General features: G+C 70.4%; 20 protein-coding genes. 15 read left to right on the forward strand and 5 right to left on the reverse strand.

Annotated features, from left to right (window positions below; all coding sequences use genetic code 11):
- Positions 1–222: 222 nt before the first annotated feature.
- Entirely contained in the window at positions 223–864 is a 642-nt protein-coding gene (gene msrA, locus QSK22_RS26530; protein WP_285497109.1) for a peptide-methionine (S)-S-oxide reductase MsrA, read from the reverse strand.
- A gap of 88 nt (positions 865–952) precedes the next feature.
- Here msrA and rarD point away from each other — a divergent pair, with 88 nt between their 5' ends.
- The 15 genes from rarD (at position 953) to QSK22_RS26605 (ending at position 17,269) form a co-directional block, all read left to right on the forward strand.
- Positions 953–1,864 (forward strand): EamA family transporter RarD, encoded by a 912-nt coding sequence (gene rarD, locus QSK22_RS26535; protein ID WP_285497110.1) that lies wholly within the window; start codon positions 953–955, stop codon positions 1,862–1,864.
- Between the two features lie 130 nt (positions 1,865–1,994).
- Positions 1,995–2,417: a hypothetical protein gene (locus QSK22_RS26540; RefSeq protein ID WP_285497111.1), complete on the forward strand. Its 423-nt coding sequence runs from the start codon at positions 1,995–1,997 to the stop codon at positions 2,415–2,417.
- A 1,089-nt stretch (positions 2,418–3,506) separates the two neighbouring features.
- Complete coding sequence (locus QSK22_RS26545) at positions 3,507–5,204, forward strand: prenyltransferase/squalene oxidase repeat-containing protein (RefSeq protein ID WP_285497112.1); 1,698 nt, start codon at positions 3,507–3,509, stop codon at positions 5,202–5,204.
- A gap of 300 nt (positions 5,205–5,504) precedes the next feature.
- On the forward strand, positions 5,505–6,485 hold the full coding sequence (locus tag QSK22_RS26550) for a hypothetical protein (protein WP_285497113.1): 981 nt from the start codon (positions 5,505–5,507) through the stop codon (positions 6,483–6,485).
- Complete coding sequence (locus QSK22_RS26555; RefSeq protein ID WP_285497114.1) at positions 6,485–6,904, forward strand: roadblock/LC7 domain-containing protein; 420 nt, start codon at positions 6,485–6,487, stop codon at positions 6,902–6,904. Before QSK22_RS26550 ends, QSK22_RS26555 begins: the two co-directional genes overlap by 1 nt.
- The gene (locus QSK22_RS26560) at positions 6,904–7,353 is read left to right on the forward strand and encodes a DUF742 domain-containing protein (RefSeq protein WP_285497193.1); all 450 of its coding nucleotides are present in this window, start codon (positions 6,904–6,906) and stop codon (positions 7,351–7,353) included. The genes QSK22_RS26555 and QSK22_RS26560 overlap by 1 nt, the downstream gene beginning before the upstream one ends.
- Positions 7,334–7,939: a GTP-binding protein gene (locus QSK22_RS26565; RefSeq protein WP_285497115.1), complete on the forward strand. Its 606-nt coding sequence runs from the start codon at positions 7,334–7,336 to the stop codon at positions 7,937–7,939. Before QSK22_RS26560 ends, QSK22_RS26565 begins: the two co-directional genes overlap by 20 nt.
- Positions 7,940–9,517: 1,578 nt before the next feature.
- Complete coding sequence (locus QSK22_RS26570; protein ID WP_285497116.1) at positions 9,518–10,909, forward strand: cytochrome P450; 1,392 nt, start codon at positions 9,518–9,520, stop codon at positions 10,907–10,909.
- 163 nt (positions 10,910–11,072) lie between these two features.
- Positions 11,073–11,960, forward strand: coding sequence for a terpene synthase family protein (locus QSK22_RS26575; RefSeq protein WP_285497117.1), 888 nt, complete (start codon positions 11,073–11,075; stop codon positions 11,958–11,960).
- 172 nt (positions 11,961–12,132) lie between these two features.
- Positions 12,133–14,562 (forward strand): sensor histidine kinase, encoded by a 2,430-nt coding sequence (locus QSK22_RS26580; RefSeq protein ID WP_285497118.1) that lies wholly within the window; start codon positions 12,133–12,135, stop codon positions 14,560–14,562.
- Between the two features lie 10 nt (positions 14,563–14,572).
- Positions 14,573–15,109 (forward strand): helix-turn-helix domain-containing protein, encoded by a 537-nt coding sequence (locus QSK22_RS26585; protein WP_285497119.1) that lies wholly within the window; start codon positions 14,573–14,575, stop codon positions 15,107–15,109.
- Between the two features lie 75 nt (positions 15,110–15,184).
- A complete protein-coding gene (locus tag QSK22_RS26590; RefSeq protein ID WP_285497120.1) occupies positions 15,185–15,604 on the forward strand; it encodes a roadblock/LC7 domain-containing protein in 420 nt (139 codons plus the stop codon).
- Complete coding sequence (locus QSK22_RS26595) at positions 15,604–16,053, forward strand: DUF742 domain-containing protein (RefSeq protein ID WP_285497193.1); 450 nt, start codon at positions 15,604–15,606, stop codon at positions 16,051–16,053. Before QSK22_RS26590 ends, QSK22_RS26595 begins: the two co-directional genes overlap by 1 nt.
- The gene (locus QSK22_RS26600; protein WP_285497121.1) at positions 16,034–16,648 is read left to right on the forward strand and encodes a GTP-binding protein; all 615 of its coding nucleotides are present in this window, start codon (positions 16,034–16,036) and stop codon (positions 16,646–16,648) included. Before QSK22_RS26595 ends, QSK22_RS26600 begins: the two co-directional genes overlap by 20 nt.
- An 81-nt stretch (positions 16,649–16,729) precedes the next feature.
- Positions 16,730–17,269 (forward strand): GNAT family N-acetyltransferase, encoded by a 540-nt coding sequence (locus QSK22_RS26605; RefSeq protein ID WP_285497122.1) that lies wholly within the window; start codon positions 16,730–16,732, stop codon positions 17,267–17,269.
- Between the two features lie 143 nt (positions 17,270–17,412).
- Here QSK22_RS26605 and QSK22_RS26610 read toward each other — a convergent pair whose 3' ends face one another.
- From QSK22_RS26610 to nuoL, 4 genes are read right to left on the reverse strand one after another with little or no spacing between them, the layout of a single operon-like run.
- On the reverse strand, positions 17,413–18,390 hold the full coding sequence (locus tag QSK22_RS26610; protein WP_285497194.1) for a polyprenyl synthetase family protein: 978 nt from the start codon (positions 18,388–18,390) through the stop codon (positions 17,413–17,415).
- Between the two features lie 37 nt (positions 18,391–18,427).
- Positions 18,428–19,996 (reverse strand): NADH-quinone oxidoreductase subunit NuoN, encoded by a 1,569-nt coding sequence (gene nuoN / locus QSK22_RS26615; RefSeq protein WP_285497123.1) that lies wholly within the window; start codon positions 19,994–19,996, stop codon positions 18,428–18,430.
- Positions 19,993–21,564 carry an NADH-quinone oxidoreductase subunit M gene (locus QSK22_RS26620; protein ID WP_285497124.1) on the reverse strand — a complete coding sequence of 524 codons (1,572 nt, stop codon included), beginning with the start codon at positions 21,562–21,564 and terminating at the stop codon, positions 19,993–19,995. The genes nuoN and QSK22_RS26620 overlap by 4 nt, the downstream gene beginning before the upstream one ends.
- Complete coding sequence (gene nuoL / locus QSK22_RS26625) at positions 21,564–23,474, reverse strand: NADH-quinone oxidoreductase subunit L (RefSeq protein WP_285497125.1); 1,911 nt, start codon at positions 23,472–23,474, stop codon at positions 21,564–21,566. The genes QSK22_RS26620 and nuoL overlap by 1 nt, the downstream gene beginning before the upstream one ends.
- Positions 23,475–23,483 lie beyond the last annotated feature (9 nt).

The raw sequence follows: 23,483 nt of genomic DNA on the forward strand, positions 1-23,483 counted from the left end.
CCTGCGCGTCCACTTGGCAGGCCTGCCAGGGCGTTTACCCTCTGGGAGCAGCCGCTCCAGCACCCGCCACTGCCGGTCGGTCAAGTCCTTGCGCCCCGCGATCGATACCCTGGCCATCGAGGTCTCCTGCAGATGGTCTTCTTGGTCGTTGATCCATCTACCGGAGACCTCACCTGTATCCAGGCACCGACATGCCGCGACCGAACCGACAACCAGGACTTTCTAAACACGGCCTAGAGGTAGACCTGTCCCGCCGAGGCCGCAGTAGCCGTTCGGGTTCTTGGCGTCCGACAGGTACTGCTGGTGGTAGGCCTCGGCGAAGTAGAAGGGGGAGGCCGCGGTGATCTCGGTGGTGATGCGGCCGTAGCCGGCTTCGGTGAGGACCTTCTGGTAGGCGTCGCGGGAGGCTTCGGCGGCCTTGCGCTGGGAGTCGTCCTGGTAGAAGACGGCCGAGCGGTACTGGGTTCCGATGTCGTTGCCCTGCCGCATGCCCTGGGTGGGGTCGTGGGCTTCCCAGAAGACGCGTAGGAGATCGTCGTAGGAGATCCGGGCCGGGTCGTAGACGACGCGGACGGTCTCGGTGTGGCCGGTCAGGCCGGTGCAGACCTCTTCGTAGGTGGGGTTGGGGGTGTAGCCGCCCTCGTAGCCGACGGCCGTGCTGACGACGCCGGGCGTCTGCCAGAACTTGCGTTCGGCGCCCCAGAAGCAGCCCAGCGCGAACTCGGCGACCGCGGAGCCCTCCGGGTAGGGCGGGGCGAGCGGGGCGTCGAGGACCTCGTGGCGAGGCGGGACGGGCATCGGCTCCTCCCGGCCGGGGAGCGCCTTCTCCGGGGAGACCATCTCGGTCTTCGCAAAGCCGAACATGTCTTCCAGACTAACGCGCGGACGCGGCGGCCATCAGGGGCCCGTCAGGAGTGTGTCCGGGTTTGACAGATTACGTCCTGATACCGTGATGCCCGTGGTGGATCGTCGGGGGATGCTGGCAGGCGTCGCCGCCTACGCGCTGTGGGGGCTGTTCCCGCTCTACTGGCCGCTGCTGAAGCCGGCAGGGTCGATGGAGATCCTGGCTCACCGGATCATGTGGTCGCTGGTGGCCGTGCTGGTGATGTGCGCGGTGCTGCGGCACTGGGGGTGGGTGCGCGCCGTCGGCGGGCGCCGGCTCGCACTGCTGACCGTCGCGGCCGTGGTGATCAGCGCCAACTGGGGCACCTACATCTACGCCGTCAACACCGGCCACACGATCGAGGCGTCGCTGGGGTACTTCATCAACCCGCTGATCAGCATCCTGCTCGGCGTGGTGGTGTTCCGGGAGCGGCTGCGGGCCGGGCAGTGGGCGGCGGTCGGGTTGGGTGCGGCGGCCGTCGCGGTGCTCACCGCCGACTACGGACGGCTGCCGTGGATCGCGCTGGTGCTCGCCTGCTCCTTCGGGACGTACGGGCTGGTCAAGAAGTTCGCCAACATGCCGTCGGTGGAGAGCCTGGCGGTGGAGACCGCGGTGATGTTCGTACCGGCGCTCGTGCTCGCGCTGGCGCTGGAGGCGGACGGCTCGGCGGCGTTCGGGCGCCACGGGGCGGGCAACATGGCGCTGCTGGCCGGCGCCGGGGTGGTGACCGCGATCCCGCTGCTGCTGTTCAACTCGGCGGCGACGCGGATCCCGATGAGCACGGTCGGCATGCTGCAGTACCTGGCGCCGGTGCTGCAGTTTTTGATCGGGCTGCTGGTGCAGCACGAGCAGATGCCGGCCAGCAGGTGGATCGGGTTCCTGCTGGTGTGGGCGGCGCTGATCGTGCTGACGGCGGACGGCATGTCGGCGGGCCGCCGGGCACGCCGGGCGGTGCGCTCCCCGGCCCCCGAGACCGCATGACCATTTCGGACGTTTCGATACATCCCTAGAGGTGGTGCCCGGAAGCCACTAGAGTGCCGACAGTCACGTCCCGCGGACGGCGCGTCCGCGGTGGACGGCACGTCCCCTGTCACCATCCCGAGGAGTACGGTTGCGCCTGCGCGGCATCGCCGTGGTCGGCACGGCCCTGGTCGCCGCCGGCCTGGTCTGCCCGGTCTCCGGACAGGCCACGGCGATCGGCGCGCGGCCGGTGCTGGTATCTCCGAACACGCCGCGCCCGGGCGAGCGGGTCGACGTCACGGTGCCCGGCTGCGACGCGGCGGGACCCGGGCGGCGCTGGGCCCGGTCGGCGGCGTTCACCAGGACGGTCACGCTGACCGGCGACGACGACTACGGCGTCGGCACGGCGGTGGTCCGCCGCGACGCGCGTCCCGGTGTGTACGACGTGACGGCCCGCTGCGGCGACCGGACGATCGTCGGCGGCATCAAGGTGTCCACCAAGCGGCCGTGGTCCGTCCTGCTACCGACGCCGCTGAACGCGCACATCGCCGACGCCGGTCGCCTCAAGGGCTGACGACACCCGTTTTATCCCTTTTGCCGGAATAAGCATGCACGCTATGCGGATAGCCGGAAAATCGATACTTCGTTCGACTGATCATGGCGAATAAATAACGCAGCGTGATTATCGGCGATCAGCCGTCACGCTGCGTTTTGTCAGGGCGCCTCAACAGCGCAGACAACGCGCCGGCAAGTGAGGAAGGTCACTCCCACGAGCCACAAAAGTCAACATGCGCACCCTTGATCGCGTTAATTGATCATGCGATACTTCCCCAGAAACGCCCATAACGTACAAGTTTCTCAAAAGCCAATAAACGCCTAGCTGCTCCCATCTCTTCCGCGTCGGGAATGCACCGCGAGAGGTCGAGGATGTCCGTCGGAACAGGCACCGCGCACAGGCGTAGGCCCTCCCTCTCGCGACCCGGCTCCCCTGTCAGGCGGCACCCGGCGGCCTGGCGGCCCGCCTGCCGCCGTCCCCGCGCGCGGCCTCCGGTGGCGCACACCGGTGTCACCGCAGGACGTCCGGGCACAGGAGCCGTGACCGGGATCGCGGGGAGCCGCCGATCGCCGGCAGAGGCAGGGACCGACAGGCACGCCCCGGCACCGCGGTTCGCGGGCTCGGCGAGCGGCAGGGCGGCCCGTCCGGCCGCCCGAAAGCTCCGCGGGCCGGCGCGGGACGCTCTCGGCGCGTCGAAGGAGATCGGCAACGCCCGGTCCGGACAGCGCCGACAGCTTCGGCTCCGACCTCGTCGACCTCTCACACCGGATCCTCGCTTTCGACGCGCCCGCGCTGGAGCGGCTGGACGAGCCGCAGGCGGCCGGCCGGCAGGCGCAGCGGCTGCTCGACGACCTGGCCTCCTTCTGCCGAGACGCCGAGCGGAGCGGCCTCAACGCGCCGCCGCTCGGCGTGAGCCGGGACGAGGCGACCGCGCGGCTCGGCGCGCTCGTCGACCGCTGCCGCCGCATGATCGAGCCCCCGCGGGCGGGCTGCCCCCGGGACGCGGCCTACCTGAACGCCAGACCGGCTCATACGGCCGCACCGATCACCGGGGCGAGCTGTGAGCCACACCATCCCCTCCCACGGCATGGACGACTGGAGCGAGCAGTGACAGTGGGCGACGCCATCTCCGTACGCACAGCCTCCGCAAGCACACAGGAACCGTCCGGCACGGAGGCCGACCTGGCCGCGGCCGCCCGTGAGCTGGTCGGCGGGCTCCTGGCCGAGCCCTGGGGGCAGGTGTCCCCGTCGATCTACGAGACCGGCAAGCTGGTGACCCTGGCCCCGTGGCTCACCGGCCACGGCAGGCGCGTGCGGTACCTGCTGTCGACGCAGCGGCCCGACGGCGGCTGGGGCGCGCCGGGCGGCTACGCCATGGTCCCGACGCTGAGCGCGGTGGAGGCGTTGCTGACGTCTTTGGACCGCGACAAAGGCGCCGCGCAGGCCGCCGAGCCGGGCGAACTGCTCGTGGCCGCCGACCGGGGGCTGCGGATGCTGGAGCGGCTGCTGCCCGCGCTCGACGCCGACGGCGTGCCGGACATGCCCGCGGTCGATCTCATCGCCGCCTCCCTCGTCGACTCGATCAACCGGCGGCTGGACGAGCTGGAGCGGACACGGCCGGACCTGGCCCGGTCCGTCTGGTCGCCGGGGGCCCGGCTCGGCCTGCCGCCCGGGCTGGACGACTCCCGGCTGGTCAAGATCCGCAAGGTGCTGGCGGCCGGCATCGCACCGCCCGACAAGGTGGTGCACGCGCTGGAGACCGTCGCCGACCTGGCCCGGGGCACCGCGGCGGTCCGACCGGCCGGCACGGGCACGATCGGCGCGTCCCCGGCGGCCACCGCGGCGTGGCTGGACGAGCGGTCCGCCGGCGATCCGGGCAACCCGGCGCGGATCTTCCTGGAGGCGGTCGTGAGCCGCCACGGCGGGCTGGCGCCGTGCGGCTTTCCCATCACCGTCTTCGAGCGGGGCTGGGTGCTGTCCATCCTGGCGCGCGCGGGTCTGGTGTCGTCGGTGCCGGCCGACCTGCGGACGAGCCTTCAAGACGCGCTCGGCCCGACCGGGACCCCCGCGGCGGAGGGGCTGCCGGCCGACGCGGACACCTCGTCCGGCGCCCTGTACGCCCTCGCCCTGCTCGGCGCGCCCACACCACCCGACCCGCTGTGGACGTACGAGACGGACACGCACATCTGCACCTGGCCCGGCGAGGACGGCTTCTCCGTGACGACGAACGCGCACGCGCTCGAAGCCTTCGGCGCCTACCTGCGGCACATCACGGCGAACGGCGCCTCCCGGCCGGACGGGACCGGCCGCGGCGGTCCCGTCCCCGTCGAGCGGTACCGGGCGACCGTCGACAAGCTCGTCTCGGTGCTGCGCCGGAACCAGCACGCGGACGGGAGCTGGACCGACCGGTGGCACGTCTCCCCCTACTACGCCACCATGTCCTGCGTGCTGGCTTTGCAGCACTTCGGCGGGCCCGAGGCGGCGGCCGCGGTCGAGCAGGCCCGGCGCTGGGTCCTCGACACCCGGCGGCCCGACGGGTCGTGGGGGCTGTGGTCGGGGACGGCCGAGGAAACGGCTTATGCCGTGCAAACCCTGCTGCCCAACACCGACACCTCCGAAGGACTGCGAAAAGTCGTTGCGCAGGCCAATGAATTCCTCTTGAGCCACGAAGTCGGACAAAACGGATACGGTGCCGGGCCGGCGCTGTGGCACGACAAGGATCTGTACCACCCCACCGCCATCGTCCGGGCGTCCGTTCTCGCCGCACGCCACCTGGCGCGCCGCCATCTGGGCGCGGAAGACTGAGTGGGAGCGCGCCCACGGCACCCTTGTCATGAACATCACACAAATGCGTGCCGTGGGCGCTTCCGAAGGTCAGAGCAATACACGCCTGATCACGTCGGCGTGATTCCGCATTAGCGCGACTCAGTGGGAACAAGGTACGCCAAGGCGGGCACCGACGTTGCTAAGGTACTTGCGCGTGCCATGCGGTCCACCTGACCGCACCGGATACCGGGACCCCTCCGGCTCGCCGCCGTCAGCCACCCTCATGACGGGCACCGAGTCCCCCGGGAGCCCATCTGAGGACTCACTGAGGACAAGCCGATGCGTTTCCGCAACTCGCGCCTGCGGACCAGGAGCACCGCCCTGCGCGCCTTCGCCGCATGGGCGCCCCTGCACGAGTTCCGGGCGTCGGTCCGCGGCGGTGGCGCCTGCGGGGCCACCGACCGGCGTCCCTGGGCGACGGTGGAGTCGGCCGGACACGCGGTCCGCGACGTCCCCCACCCGCTGAACGCGGTGTCGTCCTTCCCGCCGGACACGGTGGTGCAGGTCGGCGGGCACGCGGCGGCCGACGGCCTCGCCACCGACATCGACGGCCGGGGCATGACCGACGAGAAGTCGGCGCAGATCAACGAGCGGATCGCCGGCTCGGCAGAGCGGTACGGCGTGCAGGTGTCGCGCAAGCGCTCGGCCCACGGCGGCACCACCGCCGTCGCGGTCATCCCCCGCGCGCCGGTGGTCGAGCCGTCGGGCCTGCAGACCACCGCCAAGCCGCAGCAGACCACCGCGACGGCCGTGCGGAAGACCGCGGTGCCGGGCGGCCCCGGGGAGCACCGCCTGCCGGTCGCGGTCCCCTCTCTCACTTCCGAGCGTCCGGCGGCCCACTCCAACGGGTGGGGCGCCGCCTCGTCCACCGGCCGCGGCGGCGACGCTCGCACGGCCGGAGACGACAAGAGCGACGACGCGCCCGCCAAGGCCCGTACGCGTCCCGGCAGGGGGATCGCGAACGGCGCCGCGCGTCCCGAGGACGATTCCGAACCGCCGGAGGAGCAGCCAACCGTGCCCGAGAACGCCAGCACACCGTCCGGTCTGCCCGTCCGGGTCCCCCAGGCCAACCTGGTCTCGCCGCTGCGCGAGGCGGCGCAGGACGAGCGGCAGGACGAGGAGCCGGACGAGCCGGGCGGTCGCTCCCCGGAGGAGGTGCTGCGGATCATGGGTTCCTACCAGGAGGGCACCCGCCGCGGGCGTGATGAGGCGGCCCGGACGATGGGCACGCGAGCAGCAGAAGGCGAGGACGATCACTGATGCAGAAGTCTGCTTCGTCGGCCGATTTGGGCTGGTTGCTGGACGATCTGGTGAAGCGGGTGCCGCACGCCCGGCATGCGGTCGTGCTGTCCGCCGACGGCCTGCTGATGGCGGCCTCGCAGGGCATGAGCCAGGACGACGGCGAGCACCTGGCCGCCGTGGCGTCGGGCATCCAGAGCCTGGCCAAGGGCGCGGGCATCAGGTTCGACGGCGGTCCCGTCCGGCAGTCCATCATCGAGATGCAGTCGGCGTTCCTGCTGGTCACGGTGGCGGGCAAGGGCGCCTGCCTGGCCGTGCTTGCCGACGAGGCGGCCGACGTGGGCCTGATCGCCTACGAGATGGCCATGCTGGTCGGCAGCATGGGCCATCATCTGACGTCTCCGGCGCGGGTGCCGGGTGCCGAGGACCGGGCCGAGTGATGATGCCTCCCGAGGACGACGCAATGCCGCCCGAGGCCACAGGCGAACACACGCCCGACCAGCAGTGGTCCGACGGGCAGTGGTCCGACGGGCAGTGGTCCGAGGACAGCACCGGCCCAATGGTCCGCCCGTACGTGATGACCAGCGGCCGACTCGAACCCACCCGCGGCCACTTCGACCTCATCACCCTGGTCGTCGCCATCGGCCCCCTCCCCGACGGCGAGGTCGGACTCACCCCCGAACACCTGGCCATCCTGCAGCTGTGCCAGGAGGTCATGTCGGTCGCCGAACTCACCGGCCACCTGAACCTCCCCGTCGCCACCGTGCGCGTCCTGCTGGGCGACCTGCTCGACAAAGGGCTGATCACCATGCAGGAACCACACCCCGAAGCGGACATGCACGACATCAGGCTCTACAAGGCGGTGATCGATGGTCTCCGGGCCCTCTAAGCGCACGCCGAACGCCCGCAAACTCCCCACCGCGGTCAAAATCGTGATCGCAGGCGGCTTCGGCGTCGGCAAGACCACCATGGTCGGCACGGTCTCGGAGACCCAACCCCTGCGCACCGAAGAACTCCTCACCGACCGCAGCATCGGCATCGACGACGTCTCCGGCGTCGAACGCAAGACCACCACCACCGTCGCCATGGACTTCGGCCGCATCACCATGCGCGACGAATACGTCCTCTACCTCTTCGGCACCCCCGGCCAAGAACGCTTCTGGTTCATGTGGGACGAAGTCGCCCTCGGCGCCCTGGGCGCCGTCGTGCTGGCCGACACCCGACGGCTCAAGGACTGCTTCCCCTCGGTCGACTACTTCGAACGCCGCGGCACCCCCTTCGTCGTCGCCGTCAACTGCTTCGAAGGCGCCCGCCAATACGAACTCGGCGAAATCGAAACCGCACTCAACCTCGGCCCCAACGTCCCCGTCATGCTCTGCGACGCCCGCAAACTCGACTCCTGCAAGAACGTCCTGATCAACCTGGTCATGCACGCCATGAAAGTCCGCGGGCTGGACCCCGTCGCGCAGGTCTGATCCAGTGGCTGCCGAAGTCGGCCGGCTTCGGCAGCCGCTCGCCTTCCACCGGCCGACCGGCAACCCGGTTTCGAGTTGCAGCTGCTGGGGCGGTCGGCCCGTTCCACCCGGGGCATTCTGCGGCCATGCAGGCCACTGGGTGCCCTGCGGGTGGTTACAGCCGCACGGCGTGCCGGAGCCTGCCACGGTTGCCCATGTGACGCCGCCCGCGCGAGACACGGCGGCGTGACCGGCGCATCGCGTGGTGCAGCGGGGACCTGGACTTCGGACGTCCGCCCCTACGGCTCTTGAGCAGGCCGCTGCGGGAGCGGAAGAAGCGGGTCCGCGCCACGGGCGGGCGCGGGCTTGTGCTCGCGGCCGCCGGGCGTATCCCGATCGTGCCCGCCGTCGCCGGTGCACTCGGCGCGGTCGTCGCGCCGCGGACTCCACATCCCGTCCCTGTACCGGGCCCACGTCTTGCACAGATCAAGGTGGTCGGGGATTCGCGCGGCGTATCGGGCAGCACCGCCGTGCGCACGCATGGCCGCGAGCCGGCAGGCCATGGGGATCGTCTCGGTCCGCCATCCCGGCCCTGCGATGGGCATGCACGTACCCGTCCCTCCCCTGCCGGTCGCCTTGACCGACACTGTTACGATCAACGGCGGACACTGTAATGCCATGCGCATGCGCGCGCGGCACGATCGTTGACGTCGGCCTGCACCCGGCCTCCGGGCCCGGTCAGCGTTTGACGCGGATGCCCGGGAGAGACCCCGCCCACGCCGACCTGGTCCGCCATATTCGGCGGGGCGGGAGGACGGCTCCGTACGGGCGGTTCTCGGGCTGGGCGTCGGCCGCACCGGAAACAAGGTCGGTGATCAGTGCATGGTGCGGGTCGGGCGTGGACCGGCCGGTACGGCGGGCATGAATCGTGATCTTGGCGGGGCCGGGGGCTGCGGTCGGCCCGTCACGCAGGACAGGCGCCCAACCGCCGGGATGGCTGGCCGACCGGTACCCCTGGGTACCTGTTGCGCGGATACCTGTCCATGCTCTGATCTTCGAGCCGTGGCACGACAACGTGCTGTCGCCGCGGGACGAGCGTCGGTCACGCCGGTGATGGGGCAGGATGCAGCATCCGGCTGGGGCGCGAGGGGGACGCCATGGCGGCGGTCCGCGGCTCCGTCTGCGCGTCCGCCCTCGACCACGTCAGCTCTCTGGTTTGCTGCGGTTTGTCGCTGAAGATCACGGGCATGATCATCGGGGCGACTGCCATCGTCAGCCCGCCGCGTCGGGCCCCCTGGCCCCGCTACCCCGGCGCGCGGGTTCACCTGGTGACTCATAACCGCCACCCGAATCGATCTTGTAAGAAGATTGCACCATATGTGATACTTCGCTGCGGAGTGGTGCAAGGATCAGCGCGTTGTCTACTTTGTGGTGGAGTTCGCCAAGTGCAGACGAGAAATCGGTCACCCGCGCTACCTGCAGGCCGGACGTAATGGCATGAACCACGCCGCGCGACGGGGGACTCGCGAGACGCGAGGGGCGCACCTGTAAGTCCCATAGCTCTGCCAGGCCAAGGCCGCGTCTTGGAAAGGGGCCGCGTTGTCGATCACCGCCGACCACACCCGCACTACCCACCAGCACGCGCGAGACCCGATCAGCATCCCGTTCCGGCGTATCACCCGCGGCCTGCGGAAGACCGGTGACCTGTACAACGCGTTGACCGACATCGTGCAGGAGCATCAGGGCGGCATCTGCCGGCTGAACATGCTGGCGTTCCGCCCGTACCTGGTCACCCGGCCGGAACACGTCGAGCACGTGCTGCACGGAGCCACGGCCGAGAACTACCCGCGCGAAGGCATGATGTGGAAGCCGATGCAGCGGCTGGTGGGAGAGCAGGGCATCGGCACGCACGGCCCGACGCACCGGGCGGCGCGCGCCGCCCTGCAGCCCGCGTTCACCGGACGCGCGTTCCGCAACGCGTTCGACGGGCTCGCCGCCGCCATCGACGAGGCGGTGGACGACCTGGTCCAGCGCAGCGCCGACGGGCGGCAGCTCGACTGCTACATAGAGATGACCGGCATCATCCACCGGGCCGTCAACAACGTCTTTTTCGGCAGCAGGATCTCGCTTGAGGATTCCGCGGTGGTCGGCGAGGCCATCCGCGTCGCCGTGACCAGTTTCGCCGCCCGGCTCGCACTGCCGTGGGCGCCGAACTGGGTGCCGCTGCCGGGAGACAGGCGCTTCCGCCACGCGGTGGCCACCGTCGACAAACTGGTGCTGCCGCTGGTGCGGATGGCCCGGGAGGAGGGGGCCGACGCCCCCGGGATCGCCGGGATGCTCGCCCGCGCCGGCCGCACCGATCAGCAGATCCGCGACGACCTCGTCGCCACCTTCGTCGCGGGGTCGGAGAGCACGGCCGTGGCCCTCACCTGGCTGTGGCCCGTGCTGGAGCAGCACCCGGACGTGGCCGAGCGCATGTACGCCGAGGTCGACGCGGTGATCGCTTCCGGTTCGCCGAGCTGGGACCAGGTGCAGCGGCAGATGCCCTACACCAGGCAGGTGCTCAAGGAGCTGCTGCGGATCTACTCGGTTGGCTGGATCATCCCGCGCAAGTCCCGAGACGACGACGTGATCGACGGTGTGCGGATCAAGGGCGGCTCGTACATCATCATCAGCCCGTATCTCACCCACCGGGTGCCGGACGTGTGGCCCGATCCCCTCCGCTTCGATCCCGACCGCCATGACCCGGCCCTGTCCGCCGACCGGCACCGGCTCGCCTACCTGGCGTTCGGGTACGGCGAGCACAGCTGCGTCGGCCAGCCGTTCTTCTTCCTCGAAGCCCTGCTGATCCTGACGGCCCTGCTGCGCCGCTGCCGTCCCGTCGTGCAGCGGGGCACGACCGAGCTCAAACCGCGGGTGTCGCTGGCGCTGATCCCCAACCAGCCAGTCCAGATCGTTCTGGAGCCCCGGGCGCGGGCCGCGCAGCACTAGACTGCCGCAGCCGTTTCATGATCGGCGCGGGGCGGGCACCGCTCCGCGCCGCGCGGGTCGTCCGGCAGGCGACGCCCGCCGACGCCGCAGGGCGCGTCCTCGCCGGGCACTGCCGCCGGCGGCTCGGCGACCGACAGGTGCCGAACACAACAAGGAGTAGGGCGTGGAAGAGACCGCCGCAGACCACCGCTCCGCCCAAGGGACGGTGGGGCGCGACCTGCTGGACTGCCAGGCAGATCTGGACCAGGCCAGGGAGCGGTACCGCGATCTGTTCCCCTCTCCTCCGTTCAGCCGGAAGGTCACCTTCGGTGTGGCCGCGGCGGTCACCGCGCAGGCCCCCGGCTGCACCACCGAGCAGCTGCGGCCGAGCGCGCGCACCAGCCTGTGGATCTTCGGGCTGGACTACATCGTCGACACCCTGGCGACCGAGGCCGACCAGGTGCACGACGCCGTACAGCGATGCCGGAGCGTCGCCGACGGCGGCCGTCCCGCGCCCGGCGACACGCTCGCGGAGTTCCTGGCCGACCTGCGCGACGAGCTGGCCGCCGCGCCGGCCTACGGCATGCTGCAGCCGCGCTGGCGCAAAGCGCTGGACCGCATGCTGACCGCCATGGTCCGCGAATGGCACTGGAAGACCTCCGAGCGGCCCACCCTCGACCAGTACCTGGACAACGCCGACAACTTCGGTTCCACCTGGGTCAACATCACCCACTGGATCGCCACCTGCGACGAGCGGATCCTCGCCTGCCTCGACGAGCTGGAGGAGGCCAGCCAGCGGGTCCAGCAGGTGCTGCGGCTGTACAACGACCTGGCCACCCAGGAGCGGGACCGCACCTGGGGCGAGAACGGCGACCTGAACGCGCTGGCCCTGGTCGACGGCGACGAAGGCGCCGTCCAGCGCACGATCGACGACCTGCTGGCCGACTGCCGCCGGCTGCTGGAGCCGCTGCGCGACCGCTGCCCGCACGCAGCCGCCTACCTGCACCGGCAGATCGAGTTCAGCCGGAACTTCTACGTCCGCCGCCGCGACGACTACTGGGACCGGATGTAGTGCTCCCCCGCGCGCGGCGCGAGCGTGCCATACCTGTGGGAGACATTCGACATTCGCTGCGTTATCGACGTTGCTAGTGTTCTCACGAGTCATGTGGGACTGCTGAGGCCGCAGCCTCCGGGCATCCCCACAGCTCTCCTCCCTATGGCACGTGTTGATACGAGGACTGCTGATGCGTTCGCGCCTGCGCAAGGACGGCCGTACCCCCAAGGCTCGTCTGCGGCCGAAGATCACCGTCATGTTGATCGCGCTGTTCGCGCTGTGGATTTTCGCCGCCTGGGTCACCTGGAACGACGCCGGCAACCTGTGGACCGTCCAATCCCGTGACAACACCGCGGGACGCCCCACCAAGACGTTGATCAACGTGCTGCAGGTGGAACGGCGCGCGACGCTGGTGCAGATCGCCCAGTCGGCGACCCGCTCGGGCGGCGCCAAGGCCCAGGTGCGGCGCGACATCCGCGTGCAGACCGACCGCTACGTGGAGCAGTGGCGGAAGAAGGCCTTCAAGGCCGACCAGGAGATCATGCCGTATGTGAAGGAGACGGACCGGCGGTTGCGGAGGCTGGCCGGCGTCCGCGACGGTGCCGACGCCGGTGCCGTCTCGGCGGCCAGTGCGGCGCAGGTGTACAACGACGCCATCGACGCGGCCTTCCGGATCAGCCGTGCCACCGCGGGACTGGACGACCCCGAGCTCGCCGCGGACGGCCGCGCGCTCATCGAGCTGACCCGTGCCCGGGAGATGCTGGCCCGCGAGGACGCCACGGTGGCCGAGGTGCTGACGAAGGGACGGCTCGCCGCCGGCGACTACCAGCGGGTCATCGAGGCCATCAGCGCGCAGCGGCAGGTCACCAGCGACGCCGCCGCGTCCTTGTCGACCGACGCGCGGGACAGGTACGAACGCCTCAGCCAGACCCCCGCGTACGCCCAGATGGAAAGGCTGCAGAACCGGCTGCGCCAGGAGCAGCGCCCCAACGCCCGGGTCGTCGTGCGCCCCGCGGAGTGGCAGCAGGCCACCGAGCAGGTGTTGCAGCAGTGGGACGAGACGATCGACGCCGGCGGTGACCGGCTGGTCGAGCGGTCCTTCCCCATGGCCGCCGGCGTCATCGGGCGTCTGACCGTCGCCGGCGGGCTCGGTCTGGTGGCGGTCATCGCGTCGGCGTGGCTTGCGTTCACCGCGCTGCGCAACCTCGCCCGCGGCCTCAGCGAGCTGCGTTCGGCCGCCGAGGATCTGACCCGCAAGCTGCCGCATGTGGTGGAGCGGCTGCGCAGCGGGGAGAGGGTGGACGTCGACGCCGAGGTTCCGCCGCTGAAGGGCGGCGGGGACGACATCGACCGGGTCGCCAAGGCGTTCAACGAACTGGCGCGGGACGTCGTCTCCTCGACGGTGCGTGAGATCGACATCCACAACCGCCACAAGGAGGCGCTGCAGGAGGTCGCGCAGCGGCCCCAGGCGCTGGTCCGGCAGGCGCTCAGCACGCTCGACGAGCTCGAGCGGCGTCCGGACCTGGGCACCGAGGAACTGCGCCGCCTCTTCGTCGTCGACAACAAGCTGGTGCTGATCGGCCGGTTTTTGGCGAACCTGCAGTTGCTGTCCGGCGGCAGGCAGATCCGCGGTCTGATCCGGCCGCGCAGCCTCTACGACCTGATCCGCGCCGCGATCGGCGAGGTGGAGGACTACGACCGCGTTGTCAGCGAGCCCGTCGCCAAGGACTACTGGGTGATCGGGCCCGCCGTGGACGATCTGGTCCGCGTGCTGGCCGAGCTGATCGAGAACGGGCTGAAGTACTCCCCGTCGCAGAGCCCGGTGCAGATCTCCGTCACCTACCCCGCCAGCGGTGTGGCCATCGAGATCGTCGACCACGGTCTGGGGCTCACGCCGGAGAAGCTGGAGGAGTACAACCACCTGCTGGCGAACCCGCCCGCCGAGCTGGACCCCAAGCACATGGGTCTGTACGTGGTCGCCCAGTGCGCCAAGGCGCGCGGCATCCAGGTCACTCTCATGAGCGGCCCGTACGGGGGCGTTCAGGCGGTCGTCCTGCTGCCGCAGGACCTTCTGACGACCCCTCCGGCCCCGGCCCCCAAGCCCGCGAAGCCTCCTGTCGCCGGCTCGGTTTCGGGTGGCCACGCCGCCGTCTCCAACGGCGGCCGCCCGCAGGGCAGCGCCCCGTCCACCGCGCCCCAGCCGACGTTGAGCCTGGTCCGCTCCGCCCAGCCCAACGGCTCCCGCGACGCCGAGGGGTTGCAGACCCCGGCCACCGGCAATCGGATCCCGCAACGCGCCGAAGCGGAGGACCAGCGCCGTCCCGCCGACAACGGCACCGCAGGCCGGACGGACGAGGGGGCAAAGTCCCTCACCGAGAACGGGCTGCCGATCCGCAGACCGCAGGAGAGCCTCGCCGAACCGCTGCGCGAGCCGACTTCCGCCGACGCCGGTCACGTCGCCGAGGACGCGCCGAACCCCGAGGAGGTCCGCCGCCGCCTCAGCAACTACCAGAGGCTCACCCGCCAAGGCCGCGCCGACGCCCAGCGCACGCAGGCCGCCGACGCGGCAGATGCGCCGGCGCCCGCAGAGACGACCGACAGGGCCCCGGACGGGCAGTGACACGGCGAGGATGATGAACGAGCATTCGCAGCATCCCGAGCACCGCATGATCACGGATGCGGCGCGATCTCACGTCACCCATTCCGGCGCTTCGCGGCACCTGCGGTACCGCGAGTTCCATCCGCTCAGCATGGTCGTCGCCACCGTGCCGATGCGCCTGCCGGAAAACGGCGGAACCAGTCCCGCCATGGGGGGCGCTCTGGCCGGCTTAGAGAGGCTCAGTCCCGAATATCTGCGCCTGCTGGGCTTGTGCCAGCTCCCCCGCAGTGTTCTGGAGATCGCCCATTACTGCGGCGCGGCGACGCACGACAACGTGATGATCCGCGTCCTGCTGGACGACCTGCGCATCCCGGTCGGTGGCCGAGGCCTGCGTGAAGTGCTCAGCGACCTGCTCGACCAGGGCCTCATCCATGTCGAGCATCCCGATTTCGACGTCGAACTGCACGACCCAAGGCTGTATCGCGATCTGGCATTCCACCTCAGGGCTCTGCGAACGACGGCGGGCGCGTCGAGGCACATGCCGTCCCGGGCGGCCTCTGGTCTGTGAGGACCCGGGCACTCGCCGCGCGCAGGCGGCCCTCGGAGTGAAGTACCAGAGGCGCAGAAGGTGAGGACGACAGTGATGCAGAAGTCTGGTTCGCCGGCCGATTTGGGCTGGTTGCTGGACGATCTGGTGAAGCGGGTGCCGCACACTCGGCATGCGGTCGTGCTGTCCGCCGACGGCCTGCTGATGGCGGCCTCGCAGGGCATGAGCCAGGACGACGGCGAGCACCTGGCCGCGATCGCCTCGGGCCTGCACAGCCTGGCCAACAGCGGTGCCGACCGCTTCGACTGCGGCCCGGTGCGGCAGAGCCTGATCGAGATGCAGTCGGCGCTGCTGCTGGTCACGGTGGCGGGCGACGGCGCCCGCCTGGCCGTGCTGGCCGATGAGGAGGCCGACGCCGGGAGTATCGCCTACGAAATGGCGGCGCTCACCGCCAAGATGGGCCATCATCTGACGTCTCCGGCGCGGGTGCCGGGTGCCGAGGACCGGGCCGAGTGATGATGCCTCCCGAGGACGACGCAATGCCGCCCGAGGCCACAGGCGAACACACGCCCGACCAGCAGTGGTCCGACGGGCAGTGGTCCGACGGGCAGTGGTCCGAGGACAGCACCGGCCCAATGGTCCGCCCGTACGTGATGACCAGCGGCCGACTCGAACCCACCCGCGGCCACTTCGACCTCATCACCCTGGTCGTCGCCATCGGCCCCCTCCCCGACGGCGAGGTCGGACTCACCCCCGAACACCTGGCCATCCTGCAGCTGTGCCAGGAGGTCATGTCGGTCGCCGAACTCACCGGCCACCTGAACCTCCCCGTCGCCACCGTGCGCGTCCTGCTGGGCGACCTGCTCGACAAAGGGCTGATCACCATGCAGGAACCACACCCCGAAGCGGACATGCACGACATCAGGCTCTACAAGGCGGTGATCGATGGTCTCCGGGCCCTCTAAGCGCACGCCGAACGCCCGCAAACTCCCCACCGCGGTCAAAATCGTGATCGCAGGCGGCTTCGGCGTCGGCAAGACCACCATGGTCGGCACGGTCTCGGAGACCCAACCCCTGCGCACCGAAGAACTCCTCACCGACCGCAGCATCGGCATCGACGACGTCTCCGGCGTCGAACGCAAGACCACCACCACCGTCGCCATGGACTTCGGCCGCATCACCATGCGCGACGAATACGTCCTCTACCTCTTCGGCACCCCCGGCCAAGAACGCTTCTGGTTCATGTGGGACGAAGTCGCCCTCGGCGCCCTGGGCGCCGTCGTGCTGGCCGACACCCGACGGCTCAAGGACTGCTTCCCCTCGGTCGACTACTTCGAACGCCGCGGCACCCCCTTCGTCGTCGCCGTCAACTGCTTCGAAGGCGCCCGCCAATACGAACTCGGCGAAATCGAAACCGCACTCAACCTCGGCCCCAACGTCCCCGTCATGCTCTGCGACGCCCGCAAACTCGACTCCTGCAAGAACGTCCTGATCAACCTGGTCATGCACGCCATGAAAGTCCGCGGGGTCGGCGAGTTCGCCTCTGCCGGGAAGGTCTGACCGCTCGGGCACGGCCGCGGGCCCGCCGTCCCACCGTGCCCGAAGTCCGCCAAGCCCGCTTCCCGCGAGCAGAATGACCAGATGGGTGACGTGGAGATCCGCACATCGCACACCGCCGAGTTGGACGGCGCGACGCTCGCTTTGATCCGGGCGCTGCTGGACGACGTCTTCGAGGGCGACCTGTCCGACGCCGACTGGGAGCATGCGCTGGGCGGCGTCCACGCACTGGCCTGGGACGGCGCCGAACTGATCGGGCACGCGTCGGTGGTCCAGCGGCGCATGCTGCACGACGGCCGCGCACTGCGCACGGGCTACGTCGAGGCCGTGGGAGTCCGCGGCGACCGGCGGCGCGAGGGCTGCGGCGCCGCCCTCATGGCGGCCATCACACGCGTGCTGACGGGAGCGTACGAACTGGGCGCCCTGTCCGCCGCCGACCAGGCCGGCGAGTTCTATTCGGCGCTCGGCTGGACGCGGTGGCAGGGGCCGACCTACGCGCTCACCCCCCAGGGTGTCGTACGGACCGAGGAAGACGACGACGGCGTCTTCGTGCTCCCCCTGACCGCACCGGTGGACGTGTCCGGCGCACTCACCTGCGACTGGCGCGACGGCGACGTCTGGTGAAGCCACCCCGGGGCTTTCAGGCCGGCTCACACACCGGCAACCGCGCTCCGGCACCGTGGTTGACAGACCTGTCCCGAAAAGGCTCTACAAAAGACATCCGCGCCGAGCACGGGGCCCGGCGCGGAGGGAGAGGCGGACGGACGTCAGCCCGTGCGGGACACCACGTAGTCGCACAGGCCCGTCAGAGCGGCGCGGGCCGGGATGTCGGGCAGCGTCATCAGCTCGGCGCGGGCGTCCTCGGCCCAGGCGCGCAGGTCGGCGCGGGCCTGGTCCATGGCCGGGTGGGCGCGCAGCAGCGTGAGCGCCTCGCGGTGCAGCGCGTCGTCGGTCAGGTCGAGCGTCAGCAGCTCGCGCAGCCGGGCGTCGTCGGGGCCCGAGCCGATGCCGGCCTGCACGTGGTGGATCGGCAGGGTGCGGATGCCCTCCCGCAGGTCCGTGCCGGGCGTCTTGCCGGACTGCTCGGTCTCCGACGCGACGTCCAGGATGTCGTCCGACAACTGGAACGCAACGCCGATCTTCTCGCACGCCGAGGTAATGGTGTCGACGATATGCGCCGGCGCCCCGGCCAGCATGGCGCCGAGCTGGCCGGACGTGGCGATCAGCGACGCGGTCTTGTCGGCCAGCACCTGCAGGTAGTGCTTGAGCGGGTCGGCGTCCGCGGCCGGGCCGACGGTCTCCTGGATCTGGCCGCGCACCAGCCGGGCGAACGAGCGCGCCTGGATGCGCACCGCCTCCGGCCCGAGGTCGGCCAGCAGGTCGGAGGCGCGGGCGAACAGGTAGTCGCCGGTGAGGATGGCGACGGTGTTGGTCCACCGGGCGTTGGCCGACTGGTCGCCGCGGCGCACCGTCGCCTCGTCCATCACGTCGTCGTGGTACAGGGTGGCCAGATGGGTCAGCTCGACCACCACCGCGGCCGGGACGACCCCGGACGCGGTGGGATCCCCGAAGTGCGAGGCGAGCAGCACCAGCGTCGGACGGAACCGCTTGCCGCCCGCCTCCAGCAGGTGCCGGGACGCGTCCGCGAGCAGCGGTACGTCGCTGCGCACCGACTCGCGGAGCAGGTCCTCGACCGCGGCGAGCCGTTCCCGGATGTCCGCCGCGAGACCGTCATCCACTGTCAGGTCGAACGCAACGGCACTACTCACCAGGACCCCCGGTCTACCGGACGAACATCTGCGACGCGGCGTGCCCCGCGAGGTCCAGCACGGGCTGGGGCAGCACGCCGAGTACAACAGTAGCCGTCAGACCGAGCGCGACGGCCGTCGCGGTGGCCGGTCCGGCGACCACCCACGGCCCGTCGGCCTCCGGCTCGGAGAAGAACATCACCACGATCACGCGGACGTAGAAGAACGCCGCGATCGCCGAGGCGACCACGCCGACCACGACCAGCGGGGTGGCCCCGCCCTGCACGGCCGCGCTGAACACCGCGAACTTGCCGGTGAACCCGCTGGTCAGCGGGATACCGGCCATCGCCAGCAGAAAGAAGGCGAACGTTCCGGCCACCACCGGGGAGCGGCGCCCGAGCCCGGCCCAGCGCGACAGGTGCGCGGCCTCGCCGCCCGCGTCCCGCACCATCGAGATCACCGCGAACGCGCCGATCACGGTGAAGCCGTAGGCGGCCAGGTAGAACAGCGAGCCGGACAGGCCGTCGCGGGACGTGGCCACCACGCCCGTGAGCAGGAAGCCCGCGTGCGCGATCGAGGAGTAGGCCAGCATCCGCTTGACGTCGGTCTGGGTGATCGCGATGACCGCGCCGGCGACCATCGTGAGAATCGCCACACCCCACATCGCGGGCCGCCAGTCCCAGCGCAGGTTCTCGAACGCGACGTAGTACACCCGCAGGATCGCGCCGAACGCCGACACCGTGGTGCAGGACGCCATGAGCGCGGTGATCGGGGTCGGGGCGCCCTGGTACACGTCCGGCTTCCACATGTGGAACGGCACCGCGCCCAGCTTGAACAGCAGGCCCACCGACAGCAGCGCGGTCCCGGCCAGCAGCAGCGTCTCCTGGCCGGCATTGCGGCTGAGCTGGTCGGCGATGGCCGACAGCCGCACCGACCCGGCGTAGCCGTACAGCAGCGCCACCCCGTACAGGAAGAACGCCGAGGAGAACGCGCCCAGCAGGAAGTACTTGACCGCGGCCTCCTGCGACAGCAGCCGACGGCGCCGCGCCAGCCCGCACAGCAGGTACAGCGGCAGCGACAGGATCTCCAGCGCCACGAACATGGTCAGCAGGTCGTTGGCGGCCGGGAAGGTGATCATGCCGGCGACCGCGAACGTCATCAGCGGGAACACCTCGGTCTGGGTGCGTCCCGCCGCCGCGGTCGCCTGCTCGGCGTCCGTGCCGGGCAGCGCCGCGGCCTGCGCGGCGAAGTGGCCCTGCCGGCGCTCGGCGATCAGCAGCAGGCTGACCAGCGCCAGCACCAACACGGTGCCCTGCACGAACAGCGTCGGCCCGTCCACGCCGAGCGCGCCCTCGGCGGCGACGTGGAACGGCTTGTCGAAGGCGAGCTTGATCGTACCGAGCAGCGCCGCGATCAGGCCGACGAACGCCACCGTCAGCTGCACCGGGTACCGCCAGGCGCGGCCGACGAACGCCTCCACCAGCACGCCGAGCACGGCCGCGCCGAACATCACCAGGATCGGCGCGATCTGCCCGTACTCGATGTGCGGCGCGGGGATGTCGTTCTGCGCCAGCACGACGCTCACCGAAGTCGAGGTGCTCACGGACGCGCTCCGTTCTCAGCGACGATCTGGGGCGCCGGGTCGGACTTGTCGACCCGGGCCAGCGTGTGCTGCACCGAAGGGTTGATCACATTGAGGACCGGCTGCGGGAAGAAGCCCATCGCCACGATGATCGCGATGATCGGGCCGATGGCGAGCCGTTCGCGCAGCGACAGGTCCTTCATGCCGCCGACGGCCTCCTTGGCCGGGCCGCCCATGGTGCGCTGGTACATCCACAGGATGTAGATGGCGGCCAGGATGATGCCGGTGGCGGCCAGCACCGCGGCCACCCGGTAGCGGGTGAACGTGCCGGTGAGCACGAGGAACTCCGACACGAACGGCGCCAGCCCGGGCAGCGACAGCCCGGCCAGGCCGGCGATCAGGAAGCTGCCCGCCAGCAGCGGCGCCACCTTCTGCACGCCGCCGAACGCGTCGATCCGCGCCGACCGCCGCCGCGTGATCATGAAGCCGACCACCAGGAACAGCGCCCCGGTGGCGAACCCGTGGTTGATCATGTAGAGGGCGGCGCCGGACTGGCCCTGCGAGGTCATCGCGAACACGCCCAGCACGATGAACCCGAAGTGCGACACCGACGTGTAGGCCACCAGCCGCTTGAGGTCCACCTGCCCGATCGCCAGCACCGCGCCGTAGATCACGCTGATCACCGCCAGCGTGATCACCACCGGGGTGGCCCACTTGGCGGCGCCGGGGAACAGCTCCAGGCAGAACCGCAGCATGCCGTAGGTGCCGACCTTGTCCAGCACGCCGACGATCAGCACCAGCGCCCCGACCGGGGACTGCGCCGCCGCGTCCGGCAGCCAGGTGTGCACCGGCACCATCGGCGCCTTGATCGCGAACGCGACGAAGAAGCCGAGGAACAGCCACTTGGCCGTGGTCGGGTCGATCCGCAGCTCGGTCAGCTCGCTGAACAGGAACGTGCCGTGCCCGAGCCCGCCCTCGCTCACCGGGCGGTTCGACAGCGGGTACAGCCAGATGACGGCCACCAGCATCAGCAGCCCGCCGAACAGCGAGTACAGCAGGAACTTGACGGCCGCGTACGAGCGCTGCGCCCCGCCGTAGTACCCGATGAGGAAGTACACCGGGACCAGCATGGCCTCGAAGAAGACGTAGAAGAGGAAGACGTCGGTCGCCGCGAAGACGCCGATCATCATCGCTTCCATGGTCAGCAGCAGCGCGAAGTACGTCTTCACCGACCGGCGCGGCGGCACGTCCACGCCGCCGGAGCGGTCCTCGGCGCGCCAGGACGCCAGGATCACCAGCGGGACGAGGATCACCGACAGGCCGATCAGGGTCAGCGCGACGCCGTCCACGCCGAGCGCCCAGTGCACCCCGAACGCGCGGATCCACCAGTAGGTCTCTTCGAACTGAAAGCGCGGCCCGCCGGTGTCGAACTGGATCGCCATCGCCAGCGCGACCAGCGCGACCAGCACCGACACGCCCAGCGCGGCCTGCTTGGCCAGCTCCTCGCGGGCCCGCGGCAGCAGGCCGACGACCAGCGCGCCCACCGCGGGCAGCGCGATCAGGACGGACAGCCAGGGAAAGTCTTCCATCAGACGTTCACCACCAGCAGCGCCGCCACGACGATGGCCGCACCGAAGAGCATGGACAGGGCATAGGAGCGGACGAACCCGGTCTGTATCCGCCGCAGCCGGCCCGAGCTGCCGCCGATGCCGGCGGCCAGCCCGTTGACCACGCCGTCCACCCCGCGGTTGTCGAACCAGACCGCCAGCCGGGTCAGCCACTGCCCGGGACGCATCAGCAGCGACTCGTTGATGGCGTCGCCGTACAGGTCCTTGCGGGCCGCGACGGTGAGGAACGACCCGGCGGGCGCGCTGCGCGGCACCGGGCGGGCCCCGTACTGCCGCCACGCGATACCGACGCCGATGACCATCAGCACCAGCGTGGCGATGCCCGGCGCGGTGATCCAGTGGAACTCGCTTTCGTGCGGATGCCCGACCACCGGGCCGAGGAAGTCGGCGAACCCGCCGAGGATGAGGAAGCCGCCCGCGAACAGCGACCCGACCGCCAGCAGCATCAGCGGCACGGTCATCACCTTGGGCGACTCGTGCGGGTGCACGCCCTCGTCCCAGCGCTGCTCGCCGTGGAACGTCATGAACATGACCCGGGACATGTAGTAGGCGGTGACGCCCGCGCCGACCAGCGCGCAGGTGCCGAGGATCGCGCCGGACGTGCCGCCCTTGTGGAAGGCGGCCTCGATGATGGCGTCCTTGGTGAACCACCCCGACAGCAGCGGGAACCCGATGATCGCCAGGTAGCCCAGGCCGAACGTGGCCCAGGTGATCACCATGACCGCGCGCAGCGCCCCGTACCGGCGCATGTTCACGTCGTCCTTCATGGCGTGCATGACCGACCCGGCGCCCAGGAACAGCCCGGCCTTGAAGAAGCCGTGCGCGATCAGGTGCGCGATGGCGAAGGCGTACCCGGCCGGGCCCAGCCCGGCGGCCAGCATCATGTAGCCGATCTGCGACATCGTCGAACCGGCCAGGGCCTTCTTGATGTCGTCCTTGCCGCACCCGATGATCGCACCGGCCAGCAGCGTGGCCGCGCCGACGATCGTCACCACCAGCTGCGCGTCCGGCGCCATCTCGTAGATCGGGGCGGACCGAACGATCAGATACACGCCCGCGGTCACCATCGTGGCCGCGTGGATCAGCGCCGACACCGGGGTCGGGCCCTCCATCGCGTCCAGCAGCCAGGACTGCAGCGGCAGCTGCGCCGACTTGCCGCACGCGCCGAGCAGGAGCAGCAGCCCGATCGCGGTGGCCGTGCCGGTGCTCAGCTGGGACGCCGCGCCCACGTGCTCGGCACCCTCACCGAGCACCTGCTCGAACCCGACCGTGCCGAACGTGGCGAACATCAGCATGATCGCGGTGATGAAGCCGAAGTCGCCGACCCGGTTCACCACGAACGCCTTCTTGGCGGCGGTGGCCGCGCTGGGCTTGTGCTGCCAGAACCCGATCAGCAGGTAGGACGCCAGGCCCACGCCCTCCCAGCCGATGAACATGGCCAGGTAGTTGTCGCCCAGCACCAGCAGCAGCATCGCCGCCACGAACAGGTTCAGGTAGGCGAAGAAGCGCCGCCGGTCGGGGTCGTGCTCCATGTAGCCGATGGAGTAGATGTGGATGAGCGAACCCACCCCGGTGATCAGCAGCACGAAGCTGATGGACAGCGGGTCCACCAGCAGCCCCATGTCGACCTTGAACGACCCGACGTCGAAGAACTCCCACAGGTGCAGCATGCGGCGCCGCTGCTCCGGGTCGTAGCCGAGCATCTGGACGAACATCGCCGCGCCCACGACGAAGGACGCCAGCGACATGGCGACGCCGAGCAGATGCCCCCACCGGTCGGTGCGGCGCCCGCCGAGCAGCAGGACCGCCGCACCGGCCAGCGGCAGCGCGATGAGGAGCCAGGCGGCAGCCTGGATGCCTTCCGCTTTCATCCCCGGCCT

Source organism: Actinomadura sp. NBRC 104425 (assembly GCF_030269545.1).
Taxonomy (GTDB): domain Bacteria; phylum Actinomycetota; class Actinomycetes; order Streptosporangiales; family Streptosporangiaceae; genus Spirillospora; species Spirillospora keratinilytica.